This is a genomic window from Pedobacter xixiisoli (assembly GCF_900215335.1).
Lineage (GTDB): Bacteria > Bacteroidota > Bacteroidia > Sphingobacteriales > Sphingobacteriaceae > Pedobacter > Pedobacter xixiisoli.
In genome coordinates, this window is the sequence record NZ_OCMT01000003.1 from 48,731 (window position 1) to 64,423 (window position 15,693).

The 15,693-nt window shown below is 38.0% G+C and carries 14 protein-coding genes; 10 read left to right on the plus strand and 4 right to left on the minus strand.

Translation table 11 applies throughout. From position 1 onward, the window contains the following. Positions 1-24 precede the first annotated feature (24 nt). Positions 25-969 carry a hypothetical protein gene (locus CRO54_RS12420; RefSeq protein WP_097132403.1) on the plus strand — a complete coding sequence of 315 codons (945 nt, stop codon included), beginning with the start codon at positions 25-27 and terminating at the stop codon, positions 967-969. Here CRO54_RS12420 and CRO54_RS12425 read toward each other — a convergent pair whose 3' ends face one another. After that, positions 970-1,473 carry a hypothetical protein gene (locus CRO54_RS12425; protein ID WP_097132404.1) on the minus strand — a complete coding sequence of 168 codons (504 nt, stop codon included), beginning with the start codon at positions 1,471-1,473 and terminating at the stop codon, positions 970-972. A 99-nt stretch (positions 1,474-1,572) separates the two neighbouring features. Here CRO54_RS12425 and CRO54_RS12430 point away from each other — a divergent pair, with 99 nt between their 5' ends. The 5 genes from CRO54_RS12430 (at position 1,573) to CRO54_RS12450 (ending at position 6,299) form a co-directional block, all read left to right on the plus strand. Further along, positions 1,573-2,229 carry an SGNH/GDSL hydrolase family protein gene (locus CRO54_RS12430; protein WP_097132405.1) on the plus strand — a complete coding sequence of 219 codons (657 nt, stop codon included), beginning with the start codon at positions 1,573-1,575 and terminating at the stop codon, positions 2,227-2,229. Positions 2,230-2,450: 221 nt separating this feature from the next. Then, complete coding sequence (gene dnaG / locus CRO54_RS12435; RefSeq protein WP_097132406.1) at positions 2,451-4,409, plus strand: DNA primase; 1,959 nt, start codon at positions 2,451-2,453, stop codon at positions 4,407-4,409. A 104-nt stretch (positions 4,410-4,513) separates the two neighbouring features. Then, positions 4,514-4,879: a YraN family protein gene (locus tag CRO54_RS12440; RefSeq protein WP_097132407.1), complete on the plus strand. Its 366-nt coding sequence runs from the start codon at positions 4,514-4,516 to the stop codon at positions 4,877-4,879. After that, the gene (locus CRO54_RS12445; RefSeq protein ID WP_240775098.1) at positions 4,872-5,930 is read left to right on the plus strand and encodes a glutaminyl-peptide cyclotransferase; all 1,059 of its coding nucleotides are present in this window, start codon (positions 4,872-4,874) and stop codon (positions 5,928-5,930) included. The genes CRO54_RS12440 and CRO54_RS12445 overlap by 8 nt, the downstream gene beginning before the upstream one ends. A gap of 9 nt (positions 5,931-5,939) precedes the next feature. Further along, the gene (locus CRO54_RS12450; RefSeq protein WP_097133088.1) at positions 5,940-6,299 is read left to right on the plus strand and encodes a hypothetical protein; all 360 of its coding nucleotides are present in this window, start codon (positions 5,940-5,942) and stop codon (positions 6,297-6,299) included. A gap of 333 nt (positions 6,300-6,632) precedes the next feature. Here CRO54_RS12450 and CRO54_RS12455 read toward each other — a convergent pair whose 3' ends face one another. Together CRO54_RS12455 and pgi are read right to left on the minus strand one after the other, a co-directional pair. Next, positions 6,633-7,160 (minus strand): DUF4251 domain-containing protein, encoded by a 528-nt coding sequence (locus CRO54_RS12455; protein WP_171047899.1) that lies wholly within the window; start codon positions 7,158-7,160, stop codon positions 6,633-6,635. A 177-nt stretch (positions 7,161-7,337) separates the two neighbouring features. After that, on the minus strand, positions 7,338-8,984 hold the full coding sequence (gene pgi, locus CRO54_RS12460; RefSeq protein WP_097132410.1) for a glucose-6-phosphate isomerase: 1,647 nt from the start codon (positions 8,982-8,984) through the stop codon (positions 7,338-7,340). Between the two features lie 165 nt (positions 8,985-9,149). Here pgi and CRO54_RS12465 point away from each other — a divergent pair, with 165 nt between their 5' ends. From CRO54_RS12465 to CRO54_RS12475, 3 genes are all read left to right on the plus strand, one after another. Further along, positions 9,150-10,454, plus strand: coding sequence for an amidohydrolase (locus tag CRO54_RS12465; protein ID WP_097132411.1), 1,305 nt, complete (start codon positions 9,150-9,152; stop codon positions 10,452-10,454). Positions 10,455-11,027: 573 nt separating this feature from the next. Then, positions 11,028-12,102 (plus strand): peptide chain release factor 2 gene (gene prfB / locus CRO54_RS12470; protein ID WP_138765818.1). Its coding sequence is split into 2 segments (ribosomal slippage): positions 11,028-11,087 and positions 11,089-12,102, totalling 1,074 coding nucleotides; the frame shifts between segments, so codons are not numbered across the junction. Positions 12,103-12,203: 101 nt separating this feature from the next. Continuing rightward, a complete protein-coding gene (locus tag CRO54_RS12475) occupies positions 12,204-13,121 on the plus strand; it encodes an alpha/beta hydrolase (protein ID WP_097132413.1) in 918 nt (305 codons plus the stop codon). On the opposite strand, the gene CRO54_RS12480 is transcribed toward CRO54_RS12475, so the two are convergent. Continuing rightward, a complete protein-coding gene (locus CRO54_RS12480) occupies positions 13,114-14,724 on the minus strand; it encodes a S41 family peptidase (RefSeq protein ID WP_097132414.1) in 1,611 nt (536 codons plus the stop codon). The genes CRO54_RS12475 and CRO54_RS12480 overlap by 8 nt on opposite strands. A 162-nt stretch (positions 14,725-14,886) precedes the next feature. Between CRO54_RS12480 and murQ the strand changes: the two genes are divergently transcribed. After that, entirely contained in the window at positions 14,887-15,690 is an 804-nt protein-coding gene (murQ, locus tag CRO54_RS12485; protein WP_097132415.1) for an N-acetylmuramic acid 6-phosphate etherase, read from the plus strand. Positions 15,691-15,693: the final 3 nt, after the last annotated feature.

Consider the following 15,693-nt stretch of genomic DNA (forward strand, 5'->3'; position numbering starts at 1 on the left):
ATTACTTAAAACCTTTAACTCTAAATGAAAAAGCTTTGTATAATATTGCTATCGTTGTTGTTTTTTGTTGAAGCAGGTGCTCAACAAATTCCACGTTTTAATCCAGATACAGTAAAAACGATTACGCTAGATTCTGCCGTGAATATCAAAGCAAAGCGATTAAGTATAGAAACCTTCATTGATGCGATTATTAACGATACCAGTTTTTATGAAGCATTTCGGAACATGAAAAAATACACTTTCATTGCCGAAAATAGAGTCTTTACTTACGACAAGAAAAATCAGGTTGATGGAAAGATTTATCGTAAAATTCGACATAATAACGATGGGCCATATAAAATGGAATACTTGGTGAAGGAAGACAATGGTAAGGTGTATAAGAAGAATGGGAAATATCAGCTTTACACGGTAGAAATGTTCGATTATATCTTCATGAATGCTTATAATACTGATTTTGCTCCTGCCTCTGCGCCAACTAAAGGTAAAAAGGGTGGTAACGAAGGATATAAAGATAAACTTAAGACACTAATTTTTAACCCTGGGCGGCCAATTAAAGGCATTCCGTTTATTGGTAGTAAAACCGAAATTTTTACTGCTAATATGCGCCAATATTACGATTACGCTTTTCACAGTGGTACCTATTTAGATTCTATTCCAGTATACCGTTTTAAAGTTTCCGTAAAGCCAGATCTTTCTAAATGGACTAAAGACGGCATTATGATTAAAGAATTGGTGACGATCTTTGATAAACGTAACTTCGAGATTTTAGGACGTTATGTAGATATGAAGTACAGCAATATGCTATTTGATTTTGATGTGCAAATGAACATCGAAATGAACTACTTCGACGAAGTGAAATTACCAACAAAAATCACCTATCAAGGTAATTGGGATTATCCGCTTAAGAAAGAAGAAAGGGCGAGTTTCTTGGTATTACACAAAGATTACCAGGTAGGTAAAGGCAAGTAGCTAGGGTTTTAGAGCTATATCATTAACAATATATTTGCCCAACTTTTGCGACAAATTTTGGTAATCTATCTTTTCTTTACTTGCATTTATTTTAAGCTCTGCACCATGTAAAACGTTGTGTAGAGCAATGCTCAATCCTGCTACAGTGGCAGTTCCAGCAATGCCAACCAACATCGCAGTTGCTCCGTCGTCAATAGATTGAGATGCTACTATAGAACCAGCAATTAAAGCTCCTGTAGCTACAGCGTAGCCTACATCTCCATGACGTTTAAAAACCTTAATTCGTTCAATTTTTTGGTAAGCAATAGCATGGGTTACATCTTTCTTGTCAACTAAAACCAATGCCGTGTCGTTAATAGCTGTAATCTTGCCATGTACCTTCATATTGCCCGCTATATATACCAACGCATTATACGGTGCCCTTTTTACTTTTTGAGCATAGCTGATATTCACGAAAAGGAGCAGTAAGAAGATGGTAAATGAAGATTTAACCAGTAATTTCATCGATGTCTGTGTGGATAATTTGAGTCAAAGATAGAAAATAATTAACCATGTTGATATTTGATGCTAAACATTTAAATTAGCCGTACAAAAAACATAAGGATGAAAAACACTTTAAAACTATTGGTTGTGGCTTGTGCCATATTTCTTCTATCTGCTATGAAACCTAAAACAAAACGTGTAGTATTTTTCGGTGATTCCATTACGCAAGGTGGTGCACAAGGAAATGGATATATTAATTTGCTGAAAAAACAGGTAGATAGTACCAAGTTTGAATTGTTTGGAGCGGGAATAGGAGGCAATAAAGTTTATGACCTCTATCTTCGTTTAGAAGAAGATGTGTTGGCTAAAAAGCCCAATTTGGTATTTATATATGTAGGTATCAATGATGTGTGGCATAAGCAAACTTCCAAAACTGGCACTGATTATCCAAAATATCTGAAGTTCTATCAGGCATTGATCAACAAGATTAAAGCAACCGGCAGTGCAGTAGTTTTATGTACGCCTTCGGTAATTGGCGAGAAAAAAGCTGGTGCTAACGAATTAGACACAGAACTAGATAAATATTCGGAAGGCATCAGAGAGTTGGCTGCTAAGAACAATCTTCCGCTATGCGATTTGAGAAAATCATTTTTGGCTTACGAAGAGAAGAATAATCCAGAGAATTTAGATAAAGATATTTTAACTCGAGATAGAGTGCATTTAAACGATAAGGGAAATCAGTTTGTTGCGGATCAAATGTTGCCTTTTATCAAGTAATGACATTTTTAAACCACCTAAGATACCTTAGTGCATTTAAGGCGTAAATTTGTCTACTAGTATCATGAAGGTCTTCAGGTTTATTTCGCAACGTATTTAAATACTCTAGAAAAATATCTTTATTGTTTATAGGTATATATGCTAAGGTTTTCTTAAATGTCTAAGGTGGTAAAATAAAATCGCTAAATTTGAAGCCCCATTTAGAACGAGATTAGCAGCAAATGATTACAGCCGAAACCATAGAGAAAATTAAGGAAACAGCCCGAATTGAAGAGGTGGTTGGAGATTTTGTGTCCCTTAAGAAACGAGGTTCTAGCTTAATCGGTAACTGCCCATTTCACGGAGAAAAAACACCCTCTTTTCACGTTTCGGTAAATAAAGGTATTTACAAGTGCTTTGGTTGTGGCGTGGCCGGCGATTCGGTTCGTTTCATCATGGAACACGAAAAGTACAGCTATCCAGAAGCTTTAAAGTTTTTGGCCACCAAGTACAATATCGAGGTAGAAGAAACGGTAGAAAGTAAAGAAAATATCGAGCTGAACAGTGCTCGAGAAAGTCTTTACATTGTTTCGCAATTTGCTGCAGGTTTCTTCGAAGACCAACTTTGGAATAGTGCCGATGGTAAAGCCATTGGTTTAAGTTATTTCAAAGAGCGTGGTTTTCGGGAAGACATCATCAAGAAATTTAACTTAGGTTATTCTCCCGATGTTTGGGATGCTTTGACTTTAGAAGCCGTTAAAAACCAACACTCAGAAGAGTTTCTAGAAAAAACGGGACTTTCCATCAGAAATGATAAAGGAAAGTTATATGATCGGTTCCGTGGGCGGGTAATGTTCCCCATTCACAATTTTACAGGTAGGGTAATCGGTTTTGGTGGTCGTACTTTAAAAACCGATAAAAACGTTCCAAAATACGTTAACTCACCAGAGAGTGATATCTACCACAAATCGAATGTGTTGTATGGTTTATTCCATGCTAAAAAAGCCATTCGCGATCAAGATAACTGTTATTTAGTAGAAGGTTATGCCGATGTATTGGCGGTACACCAAGCCTATATTGAAAATGTTGTTGCCTCGTCGGGAACATCTTTAACCATAGAGCAAATCAAACTAATTGCTCGTTTTACGCAGAACGTAACCATTTTATATGATGGCGATGCTGCGGGGATCAAAGCTTCACTGCGTGGTTTGGATATGATTTTGGAGGAAGGACTGAACGTAAAAGTAGTTTCTTTTCCAGATGGAGATGACCCCGATTCGTACATGCACAAAGTGGGTGCAGGGGCTTTCAAGACCTACATCGAGGAGCAACGTCAGGATTTTATCCTTTATAAAGCCAACATTTTACTGGCGGAAGCTGGCAAAGACCCCATTAAAAAAGCAGGTATCATTAGGGATATTGTAGAAAGTATCGCTAAAATTCCTGATAACATTAAAGCTTCCGTATTTATCAAGGAATGTAGCCACTTGCTTGAAATAGAAGAGCGAGTATTGCTTACTGAGCTAAATGCAATTAAAGTTGCCAAGAGCAAGAAGGCTGTGGCTCCACAAAGAGCAAGTAGTTTTCCAAGTCATCCCGATATGCCACCTGATGATTTGTTCGCTGAAGGAGGCCCATCTGCAGAGCCGGAAATTGCCGTATCACAAGTAAGTAGCGATATACTGCAAGAGCAAGAAATTGTGCGCTTGCTGTTAACATTTGGACATGAATTGGCAACTTGGGAACAGACCGACAATATGTACATAGGGTCTTTCATTATCCAAAATTTAAGTGATGTCACTTTTGAAAATGATTTGTGCAAACGCATAGTCGATTACTATCGTAATGAACTTGAAAATGGGCAGTTGCCAACTATCAATCAGTTTTTGAGAAGTGAAGATGCAGAGATTGCAAATTTGGCAATTACCGTGAGTACTTCTGAATATAGTTTAAGCGAAAATTGGTTAAATAAGCATCAGATTTACGTGAAAGATGAAACGCATAATATCAAATCTGCAGTGCTGGGAGGCTTATACTACCTTAAAAAACATAAAGTAGATAGTATGCTAACCGATTTGATGAACCAAATCAAAGACGAAAAGGACGTTACTAACCAAGAGATTTTACTAGGTAGATATGCACAAGTTAAAAACGTAGAACGCAGCATTTCTAAGTTCTTAGGCTCGGTGATCGTTAAATAATGATTGAATTTTGGATGAATAAATGATTAAATACCTAGATTAGGTTTAATTTGCATTTTGCTCATTCTATCATTCAAAATTTACTCATTTAATCATTTCAAAGTATGGCTATTCACAATGATACTGGTAAGGCTGGCGAAAAAGCAGCAGTACAATTTTTGGAACAGAAAGGCTACGAAATTTTGGAAGAAAACTGGGTTTTTCGAAAGTCTGAAGTAGATATCGTTGCGCTTCAATCAAATACCATTATCTTTATCGAAGTTAAAACACGCAGTTCGGTGGCTTTTGGCATGCCCGAAGAATTTGTAAGCGAAGCCAAACAACGACAACTAGAACTTGCGGCGCAAGCATATATCGAAATTATGGACCACAAAGGTGAAATAAGATTTGATATTGTAGCAGTGTTGTTAACTAAAGACAATCAGTTTAAAATTAATCATATAGAAGATGCATTTTGGCCTTATGCGTAGAATAATCACCGTTCTGTTTTTGAGTACAACTTTATTCCAATTTGCGTGTAGTGATAAAGTGGGGAATTACATTACATTCAAAAATCCTTTGCAGGGAGAAAGTTTTAACAGTGGTAAACCTGTAAAAATTGAATTGGATATTCCAGAGAAAACCGAAATAGAAACTATCAGTTATTTGGTGGATGGAAAGCAATTTGCGGAGAAACCCAATAAGGAATTCGTAACCTTAGATACACAAAATCTTCCGTTGGGATACAGATTACTGACCGCAATTGTAAAAAGCGGAGATAAAGTAGATACCATTACTAATAATATCATTCTTACTACCGATAAAAAACCTGTAAAGCTGAAATATACTTTGGTAAATACTTTTCCCCATGATACTTCTTCATATACACAGGGCTTAAGCTTTGTAGATGGAAAGCTTTTAGAAAGTACAGGGAGAAAAGGGTTGTCGCAATTAAAATATGTGGATGTACGAACTGGTAAAGCGATAAAGTCTGCCCAAATAAAGCCAGAGTATTTTGGCGAAGGTTCTGTAAACGTAGGTAATCAAATCATCGTACTTACTTGGCAAGAAAATGTGGGCTTGGTTTACGATGCCAATACCTTGGAAGAGAAATCAACTTTCCCTTATCAGGCAAGTAGAGAAGGTTGGGGCCTAACTTATGATGGCAAGCAATTGCTGCGCAGTGATGGTAGTAACAAAATTTGGTTCATGAACGCCGAAACTTTTAAGGAAGAAGGATTTATTGAGGTTTATGATCACAAAGGTGCTGTAGAACGATTGAACGAATTGGAATACATTGACGGTAAGTTATATGCCAATGTGTACGGCGCTAATAAAATTGTAATCATTGACCCTAAGACGGGAATAGTAGAAGCTGAGGTAGACTTAACTAAGCTTGTACCTAAAAACTATTTCAAGGATGATTATGAGATTGGCAATAACGTTTTAAATGGCATCGCTTATGATGCGGCCGATAAGCGTTTATTCGTGACTGGTAAAAAATGGCCTAATTTGTTCGAGATTACACTGAGTGAGAAGTAGGGGATGGAGATGAGGAGAATAGATAAAATAATTGTGTATTCTGTTTTTATTGTACCTGTTGTTTTACTTTTTTCATTTGCTATTTTTAATGCAATTTTTGGTAAATCTACCCAAGAGCTGATTATTGAAGATAATTTGTCGGAGCATTTTCATGGCACCGTAGATACCTTATATAGAGAACGGAATAATCATAATACCAAATATGCGGAAATTTCTGATGGATATAAATATGCTATTTCTACATTGTGGGAAAGATTCATAGACGTCAATGATTCGTTATCAAAGGACAGCTTGTCTTTTAAGGTTTATATTTATAAGCCAAGTGGTGATACTATAATTTTAAATTATAAAGACACATATAAGAAATAAAGACTTGCTATTCGGGATTATTTTATGAGCTCGCTTCGCTCGGTTTGTAATCCTGAATTCTCTATCTGTGGATTTGAAATCCACGGTTACTTGAGTCGAGATTGCAAATCTCGACTAGCAAAATACAAAGGACTAGGTAAGGTGCATTGTTAAGTTAACGTTCAAAAATAGACCCGATTGAAGCGGATATTTTTCCATGTCAGCCTGAGCTTGTCGAAGGCAAAATGAAAAAATTAGAGCAAAAAGCGGGACTACATTTGCCACGAGAAAAGGCCTTGCTCTTCAAAAAAAGAAAAAGCCACTTAGTTTAAAGCGGCTTATCTAATTTAAATTTTATTTCCTCTCTTCGTTTTCTTTCAAATAACCTTGGTAGGTAATAGATTGCTTGGCATTGCTATTTAGGGACACTGTTGCATAACCTTCATCGCCAATATTTAAAACCAAACGAAAGTTTTCTTTTGCATCTTTTGTCTCAATCAGGATGTCCCAACCACGTTTTCTGCCTTTCGTACTTTTATATTCAAACTTTTTAGAGTTGAACTTTACGCCGCCTTCGTTTTGACCTATTGGCGCAGTAAAAGACCTGCCGTAATAGGGTAAAAAGGCAATCACGCTATCTGGAGTTACCTTTACCTCGTAATAATTTTCGTTAAGGTTAATGGTTCCACCTTGTATATTGCCAGGCATTCGACTCATTACAGCACTAATATCTTGTACATTTAAAGGGGTGGCACTTCTGGCTACAAAGGTGTAAGTTTTGGCTTCCACAATTTTAGCTGTTGTGGCTTTATCAGTTTGGGCAAAAGCAGTGATGGAAACGATAGCTAATGCGTTAACACATAATGTTTTTAACTTGTTCATATGTATGTTGTTAATCAATTCACAACTATGATGATAAAAACGTACGAAATCCATAAATGTTTCTTTAATGCAGCAAGCATTTTCCATCTGTGTCAGGCTGAGCCTGTCGAAGCCTTAATTAATTGAATGAAGACATTTCGACAAGCTCAATGTGACACAGTTTTAGAGATTAAGGGCTTATCTCCAGTTCTTATACTGATTGATTAATCCGTTAGTAGACGAATCATGAGAAGCTACCGGCGAATTATCTTTCAACTCTGGTTGTATTTTTTGAGCCAATTGCTTGCCCAATTCTACACCCCATTGGTCGAAACTAAAAATGTTCCAAATGATGCCCTGTACAAAAAATTTATGTTCGTAAACAGCGATTAAGCTACCCAAACTAAAAGGCGTAACTTTCTTCAATAAGATGGAGTTAGTAGGACGATTACCTTCAAAAACCTTAAAAGGAGCTAATTTCTCAATTTGTTCTTGTGTCTTTCCTGATTTTGTTAATTCAGCCACCACTTCCTCTTCGTCTTTTCCGTTCATTAAAGCTTCAGTTTGTGCAAAAAAGTTCGATAATAACACAGGATGATGCTCGCCAATTGGATTTAAGCTTTGTGCCGGAGCAATAAAATCTGAAGGAATTAATTTCGTGCCTTGATGTATCAATTGGTAAAAAGCGTGCTGACCGTTAGTTCCTGGTTCGCCCCAAATTACTGGACCAGTTTCGTACATCACGATTTCGCCATTACGGTCTACATATTTACCATTACTTTCCATATCTCCCTGTTGGAAATAAGCCGCAAAGCGATGTAAATATTGATCGTAAGGTAAGATAGCTTGTGTTTCTGCACCAAAGAAATTGATATACCACACACCTAACATCGCTAAAACCACAGGCACATTTTGTTCAAAAGGCGTTTCTGCAAAATGTTTATCGGTAGCGTGAGCACCAGCTAATAATTGCTTAAAATTATCGAAACCAATGCCTAATGAAATGGATAGACCGATAGCACTCCATAAAGAGTAACGACCACCAACCCAATCCCAAAACTCAAACATATTTTCGGTGTCGATACCAAATGCGGCAACATCTTTAGCGTTAGTAGATAAAGCAGCGAAATGTTTGGCGATATCAGCTTCTGTAGCGCCTTGCTCCAAGAACCAGCTCCTTGCCGTGTTGGCATTGCTCATGGTTTCTTGTGTGGTAAATGTTTTAGAAGCCACTAAAAATAAAGTAGTTTCTGGGTTTACTGATTTTAAAGTTTCGGCAATGTGCGTGCCATCTACGTTAGAAACAAAGTGAAGGTTTAATCTCGTCTTGTAGTGCTTTAGAGCTTCGGTAACCATTACTGGGCCTAAATCAGAACCGCCGATACCAATGTTAACTACGTCAGTGATTTCTTTGCCTGTATAACCCTTCCACTCACCAGAAATAATCGCATTGCTGAATTTCTCCATCTTCGCTAAAACTGCATTTACCTCGGGCATTACATCTTTTCCATCCACTAAAATTGGCGTGTTGCTTTGGTTACGCAAAGCGATATGCAATACTTCTCTTCCTTCAGTTTCATTGATTTTTTCGCCGCTGTACATTGCTTTGATAGCTTCATCCAACTTGCATTCTTTGGCTAACTGAATCAACAGGGCAACAGTTTCATCGTTAATTCTGTTCTTCGAGTAATCGAAAAGAATGTCCTCAAATAAAATCGAGAATTTGCTAAAACGTTCTGGGTCTTCCGCAAAAAGCGATTTAATATCTGTTTGGTTGATGTTGATATAATGGTCGGCTAAGTATTGATATGCCTTTGTGGTAGTAAAATTGATTTTTGGCAACATAGAATGATATTTTTTGTATTTCGTAAAAATACAAATCTGTAGGTTAAATGCTAGTTAAATAATGCCACAGATGTTCAGATAAATTTCTGGAATCATCATATTGATTTTAAAATCTGTGTATCTGTGGCTAAAATGAACTATCTTGTATCAACCTAAAACACGAAAATGAAGAAACTTTTACTTTTAACCACAGCGTTACCTTTATTCGCTGTCGCCCAAAATAATTCGTTAAAAATAGATGCAGCCAAACGTACCGAAGCCATTACCCAAAAAGTAATTGATTGGCGCAGAGATTTTCATCAGCATCCAGAGCTTGGAAACCAAGAAGTGCGTACAGCGGGTATCATCGCCAAACATTTGCAAGCTTTAGGTTTGGAAGTAAAAACAGGTGTGGCTAAAACTGGGGTTGTTGCTGTTTTAAAGGGCGGCAAGCCTGGACCTGTAGTGGCTTTACGTGCCGATATGGACGGTTTGCCAGTAACTGAACGCGTAAAATTGCCTTTTGCTTCAAAAGTACGTACCACTTATAACGGACAAGAAGTGGGTACCATGCATGCCTGTGGACACGATTCGCACGTAGCTATTTTAATGGGCGTAGCCGAAGTGCTTACAGGCTTGAAAAAAGATCTGGCCGGAACGGTGAAGTTTATTTTTCAACCTGCCGAAGAAGGTGCGCCAGTTGGCGAAGAAGGTGGAGCAGAGCTGATGGTAAAAGAAGGGGTGCTGGAAAACCCTAAAGTGGAGGTGATTTTTGGTTTGCACATCAATTCACAAACACCTGTAGGGCAAATCACCTACAAACCAGGTGGTACGATGGCGGCAGTAAACGATATGAAAATTACGGTTACAGGGAGACAAGCGCATGGTGCGTACCCTTGGAGCAGCATTGACCCAATTGTGGTTTCTGCACAGATTGTAAATAACCTGCAAACTATTGTGAGCAGAAATTTAAATGTAACGGAGAATCCAGGAGTGGTAACCATTGGGAGTATTCAGGGTGGGGTGAGGTCTAACATCATTCCCGAAAAAGTAGAAATGTTGGGAACAGTGAGGAATTTCACCAAAGAAGATGAGGCGATGTTTATTGAGCGAATTAAAACCATTGCCACTAAAACTGCTGAGGCTGGTGGCGCAAAAGCTGAAGTCCAAATCCCTTACAGTGCGCATTATCCAGTAACCTTTAATGACTTGGCTTTAACTGAAAAAATGTTGCCTACGCTACAATATACCGCAGGAGCAGATAACGTGAAATTAAAACCGCCAGTAACTGGTGCCGAAGATTTTTCTTTCTATCAAGAAAAAGTGCCAGGGTTGTTTTTCTTTTTAGGTGCTATGCCAAAAGGGCAAGATCCGTTGAAAGCGCCATCGCACCACACCCCAGATTTCTTTATTGATGAAAGTAGTTTTAATTTAGGGGTAAAGGCTTTGTGTAATTTAACGTTGGATTATATGGGGACGAAGAAGAAATAAGATGTTGTTTCTTAGCCCACGGTTTAAACCGTAGGCTAAGAAAAGCAATTCGGTTAACAACCGTTTCAACGGTTTTCAAATCATGTGCTAATTTTGCTGTTCGACATTTGTAATGTCGAACTCTTATCTGTGGATTTGTAATCCGTTTGTATACATTCGCATCATAGACCCTATGATAGGGTGCTTTGCGAATACTTATAAAATCTTTGTGGTAAATTAAAACGCAAAGAAAATGAAGAGCTTCGCATGGAGCGTAAAGGATTAAACTTTGTCAATCCTAATGTGCAATTTGTCCAGAGGATTGACAAAGTTGATGAATGGTCTTTTGTTAAATAAACCCGGTAGCAGCGGAAATACTTTTTGTTTCGGTGTCATCCTGAGCTTGTCGAAGGATTGTTTGTTTATAGATGCTTCGATAAACTCAGCATGACAAGTATTAAGTGGTAGTGACAACAACAAAAAGATTGTAGCGAATAACGGGACTATCGGAAGCCAAGAACTACGGAAACTCCTTTTCAAAACCTTATACCTTTCGCCTTTTACCTTTCAGCCTTATTAACGTATATTTGCCCTATGACTAAAGAACAGTTAAATGATTTAAGAGATAGATTAGCATCTCTGAGGGGGTATCTTTGACGTTGATGAGCTTTTATACCAAATAAGCGAGGAAGAAAAAATTACCCTCGATCCCAATTTTTGGGATAATCCGAAACGGGCCGAGCAAATTTTGGCCGAAATAAGTAGTAAAAAGAAATGGACAGATGGATTTTCGCAAGCTAATGCTGCTTACGAGGATACGGCTGTGCTTTATGATTTTCAGCAAAGTGGCGATGCTACAGAAGAAGAAGTGGAAGAACAGTTTCAACTGGCTTTAAAAGCAGTGGAAGAACTTGAGCTGAAGAATATGTTGAGCAGTAAAGAAGACCAATTGAATGCCGTGCTGCAAATTACAGCTGGTGCAGGTGGTACAGAAAGTTGCGATTGGGCAAGTATGTTGATGCGGATGTACTTGATGTGGGCAGAGAAAAACGGCTACAAAGTAAGTGAGCAAGACTATCAAGAAGGTGAGGTGGCTGGTGTAAAAACCGTGACTTTAGAAATTACTGGCGAGTTTGCTTACGGTTATTTAAAGGGCGAAAATGGTGTGCATCGCTTAGTGCGTATTTCTCCGTTTGATTCTAATGCTCGTCGTCATACCTCTTTTGCTTCGGTGTATGTTTATCCCTTGGTAGATGATACGATCACGATTGACGTTAACCCCGCAGATATCGAATTTGAAACATTTAGGGCTGGCGGTGCTGGTGGGCAGAACGTAAACAAGGTTGAAACTGCGGTGCGTTTATATCACAAACCATCGGGAATTATCATTAAAAACCAAGAGTCGCGTTCGCAACTGCAGAATAAAGAAAATGCAATTCGTTTATTAAAATCGCAGTTGTACGAAATTGAGATGCGTAAACGTCAAGAAGCGAGTGCTGCGATTGAAGGTAGCAAGATGAAGATTGAATGGGGGTCGCAAATTAGAAGTTACGTATTGGATGATAGACGTGTGAAAGATCACAGAACAAATTATCAAACTTCTAACCCTGATGCGGTGTTGAATGGAGATATCAATGAGTTTTTAAAAGCTTATTTGATGGAATTCTAATTCAGTTATCAGTTTTTAGTTGTCAGTTATCAGGAATAGTTTGATAATTATAAATAAATGTTGATTTTTAAGATTTGGTGCCAACAATACAACAATTAACAATGAAACAATTTAAAACCTTCGGATTATTAACTTTACTTTTATTCGCCTTGATGAATGTAAATGCACAACAAGCAATTTCTTTATACGGAGGTGCTATTCCAGGTGCTAAACCTACACCTGCCGATTATATAGAAGAAACGGTTACTAGAGAGGATAAGGTAGTTAGGACAAGTAAAGTTTCTAAGCCTGAATTGTACGTTTATCAAGCAGCAAAACCAAGTGGAGCAGCGGTGATTATTTGTCCGGGCGGTGGATACGGTATACTAGCTATAGACAAAGAAGGTCATGATGTCGCTAAGAAATTTCAGGAAATTGGGGTAACTGCTTTTGTGTTAAAATATCGCTTGCCAAGTGATTTGATTATGAAAGATAAAAGCCTTGGGCCATTACAAGATGCTTTACAGGCTATTTATTTAATTAGAAAAAATGCTGCGTCTTTTGGTGTGGATCCGAATAAAGTTGGTATCATGGGTTTTTCAGCGGGTGGTCATTTAGCCTCTACAGCGAGTACCCATTTTGCGGACATGAAAATCGAAAATCAAGAAAATATGAGCTTAAGACCTAGTTTCTCTATCTTGATTTATCCAGTTATCACTTTCGGGATAAATACACATGGTGGTTCGGTAAAGAATTTGTTGGGAGAAAATCCAACAGAGGAGCAAAAGAAATACTTTTCTTCCGAGCGACAAGTGACGGCACAAACGCCACCAACTTTTATGGTTCATGCCAATAGCGATAAATCTGTGCCAGTTCAAAATAGCTTAAGATACAACGAAGCTTTAGTGAAAAACAATGTGCCTGCCGAGTTGCATGTATACCAAGCGGGTGGTCATGGTTTTGGCTTGTACAATAAAACCACTAAAGACGATTGGTTTGAACGTTTAAAGAATTGGTTGCAGGCTAACAAAATTAATTAACAGCTAAGTAGCCCAAAGCTTGTTTAATCATAGGGTCGCTTTGATTGTGTGCTTTGTAGTAGCCATTATCTCCCAAATAATATTTGTACAGCATTAGCTTTAAGTTTTTATAGATTAAAGGTTTGGCTTGTATCAATTGCTTGGTGTCGATAACAACTTTTTTGCTTTCGGCATACTTCAAGAAATCTACATAATCTTTGTCGTTGATATTAAATACTGAAACTGCTCTGTTCAGGTAATCAGAAGTATACCTGTCTGCCAATGTTTCAAAAACGAAATCGATGAAAATGTTTTTCTGCAATAAGGTAGCGTAAAATTTGTTGTAGCCTAGGGTGTCTAATTTTACGTAAATATCTGGCTGTATACCTCCGCCAGAAAATATCTTTTTGCCATCTTTGGTGATGTACGGCAAATTGTTCATCAAGCTGTCAGCCTTAGTCGAGCCTGCTGTTAGTTCGCCAGTATTTAATCTATCTTCTATTTCTTGTTGATAAGCTTTGTATCCCTTTTTATAAGATTTTTGAATGCTTCGTCCAGATGGCGTATAGTAACGTGCGATAGTTAAATTAAGTGCCGAACCATCTTCAAAAGCAAACTGTTCTTGAACCAAACCTTTGCCAAATGAGCGTCTACCGATGATTGCACCCCTATTTAAGTCCTGTATCGCTCCAGCAAATATTTCACTCGCAGAAGCTGAGTTTTCATTAATTAGAACTGCTAATTTTCCTTGCTCAAATTCGCCACCACCAGTGGTAAAATAGTCTGTTCGTGGGTCGTGTTTGCCTTGGGTATAAACAATCAGCTTGTTTTCTGGTAAAAATTGATTTGCTAAAGATGTCGCTGCCGTTAAATAACCTCCGCCATTGTCCCTTAAATCCAAAACCATCTTTTTCATGCCCTTAGCTTTAAGTGTTTTGATGGTATTGGCAAAATCATTATCGGTAGTTGCGCCGAATTTACTGATCCTGATGTAAGCAGTTTCTTGGTTCATCATGTAAGCCGCATCAATACTGCTTACTTCAACCCTTCCACGTTTTACATTTAAAGTTACAGGGTTTGTATTGCCCGGATGAAGAACAGTTAGCTGTACGTTCGTACCTTTTTTGCCTTTTATCCTGCCCATCATTTGCGAGCGAGGTAACATTCTTCCGCTCACTACTGTGGTGTCTACTTTCAAAATTTTATCACCTTGTTTAACACCACTTAAAAAAGCGGGGCCATCTTTTATTACATTGGTAACCAGTAAAGTGTCGTTGAGGATGTAGTATTCAACGCCAACACCTTCAAAATTTCCCTCTAAAGCTTCCGATAATTCAAAGGCTTCGGTAGGAGGCAAGTAGGCACTATGTGGGTCAAGTTGATGTAAAAGGCTATCGATTGGTAGATGTTTTAAACTATCGGCATTAACGTCGTCAACATATTTTTTCTTAATAATGTGGATGATATCGTCTACCTTCTCATTCTCGGTATTAGCATACCTGATATCTTTTTCTACTTGAAAACCTTGGTCTTTTAAGAGTTTGTAGCCCAAATACATACCGCCAATTAGCGTTACGCAATATGCTAACGCAATCAGGAAGTTGACTCGGGTACTTTTTTTCATCAGTTTGGGTATTGCAAAGGTAAAGAAATTTAGTTTCTTATTAGAAAAAACGTATAAATAACAATTTAGTTTTTTAAGAATTATTGCCGATATTTGAAAACTCTTGCGATAAATTGCGGTTTTTTGCAAATTTGTAAGAGTATATACATATCAAATCATTAAATGAAAAGAGTAACCGAACAAGAGTCTAAATACAAAAACATCGATAAGATGTCGGTAATGGAAGTTTTGACAAACATAAACAACGAGGATAAGCTGGTTCCGTTGGCGGTTGAAAAAGCATTGCCTCAAATCGAGAAACTAGCTACGGCAGTTGCAGAGAGAATGAAGACGGGTGGTAGGTTATTTTATATCGGAGCGGGTACGAGCGGTCGTTTAGGCGTGGTTGATGCTTCTGAATGCCCTCCAACTTTCGGTGTTCCATTTGACTGGGTGGTGGGAATCATAGCAGGTGGCGACACCGCTATTCGTAAAGCGGTAGAATTTGCTGAAGATGATGCAGTGCAGGCTTGGAAAGATTTGCAAGAATATGATATTAACGAAAAGGATTGTTTAGTTGGCTTGGCTGCTTCTGGAACCACTCCTTATGTAATTGGTGGTTTAAATACAGCTCGTCAGCATGGTGTTTTAACTGGTTGTATCATCTGTAACGAAGGCGGTCCTATTGTAGCAGAATCTGATTTTCCAGTGGAAGTAGTAGTAGGTCCTGAATTCTTAACAGGTTCAACTCGTATGAAATCGGGAACTGCACAAAAATTAGTGTTGAATATGTTAAGCACTACAGTGATGATTCAGTTAGGTCGTGTGAAAGGAAATAAAATGGTGGATATGCAATTGACTAACCATAAATTGGTGGATAGAGGTACCCACATGGTGATGGAAGAATTAAACATTGGTCAAGAACAGGCTGCCGAGCTTTTAATCAAATATGGTAGCGTACGCAAAGCGGTAGAAGCAAGCAAATAGATT

Bases quoted from the DNA above. Each gene is read 5' to 3' on its own strand.
- CRO54_RS12420 (WP_097132403.1), top strand. From the start codon at position 25: ATGAAAAAGCTTTGTATAATATTGCTATCGTTGTTGTTTTTTGTTGAA.
- CRO54_RS12425 (WP_097132404.1), bottom strand. From the start codon at position 1,473: ATGAAATTACTGGTTAAATCTTCATTTACCATCTTCTTACTGCTCCTT.
- CRO54_RS12430 (WP_097132405.1), top strand. From the start codon at position 1,573: ATGAAAAACACTTTAAAACTATTGGTTGTGGCTTGTGCCATATTTCTT.
- dnaG (WP_097132406.1), top strand. From the start codon at position 2,451: ATGATTACAGCCGAAACCATAGAGAAAATTAAGGAAACAGCCCGAATT.
- CRO54_RS12440 (WP_097132407.1), top strand. From the start codon at position 4,514: ATGGCTATTCACAATGATACTGGTAAGGCTGGCGAAAAAGCAGCAGTA.
- CRO54_RS12445 (WP_240775098.1), top strand. From the start codon at position 4,872: ATGCGTAGAATAATCACCGTTCTGTTTTTGAGTACAACTTTATTCCAA.
- CRO54_RS12450 (WP_097133088.1), top strand. From the start codon at position 5,940: ATGAGGAGAATAGATAAAATAATTGTGTATTCTGTTTTTATTGTACCT.
- CRO54_RS12455 (WP_171047899.1), bottom strand. From the start codon at position 7,160: ATGAACAAGTTAAAAACATTATGTGTTAACGCATTAGCTATCGTTTCC.
- pgi (WP_097132410.1), bottom strand. From the start codon at position 8,984: ATGTTGCCAAAAATCAATTTTACTACCACAAAGGCATATCAATACTTA.
- CRO54_RS12465 (WP_097132411.1), top strand. From the start codon at position 9,150: ATGAAGAAACTTTTACTTTTAACCACAGCGTTACCTTTATTCGCTGTC.
- CRO54_RS12475 (WP_097132413.1), top strand. From the start codon at position 12,204: ATGAAACAATTTAAAACCTTCGGATTATTAACTTTACTTTTATTCGCC.
- CRO54_RS12480 (WP_097132414.1), bottom strand. From the start codon at position 14,724: ATGAAAAAAAGTACCCGAGTCAACTTCCTGATTGCGTTAGCATATTGC.
- murQ (WP_097132415.1), top strand. From the start codon at position 14,887: ATGAAAAGAGTAACCGAACAAGAGTCTAAATACAAAAACATCGATAAG.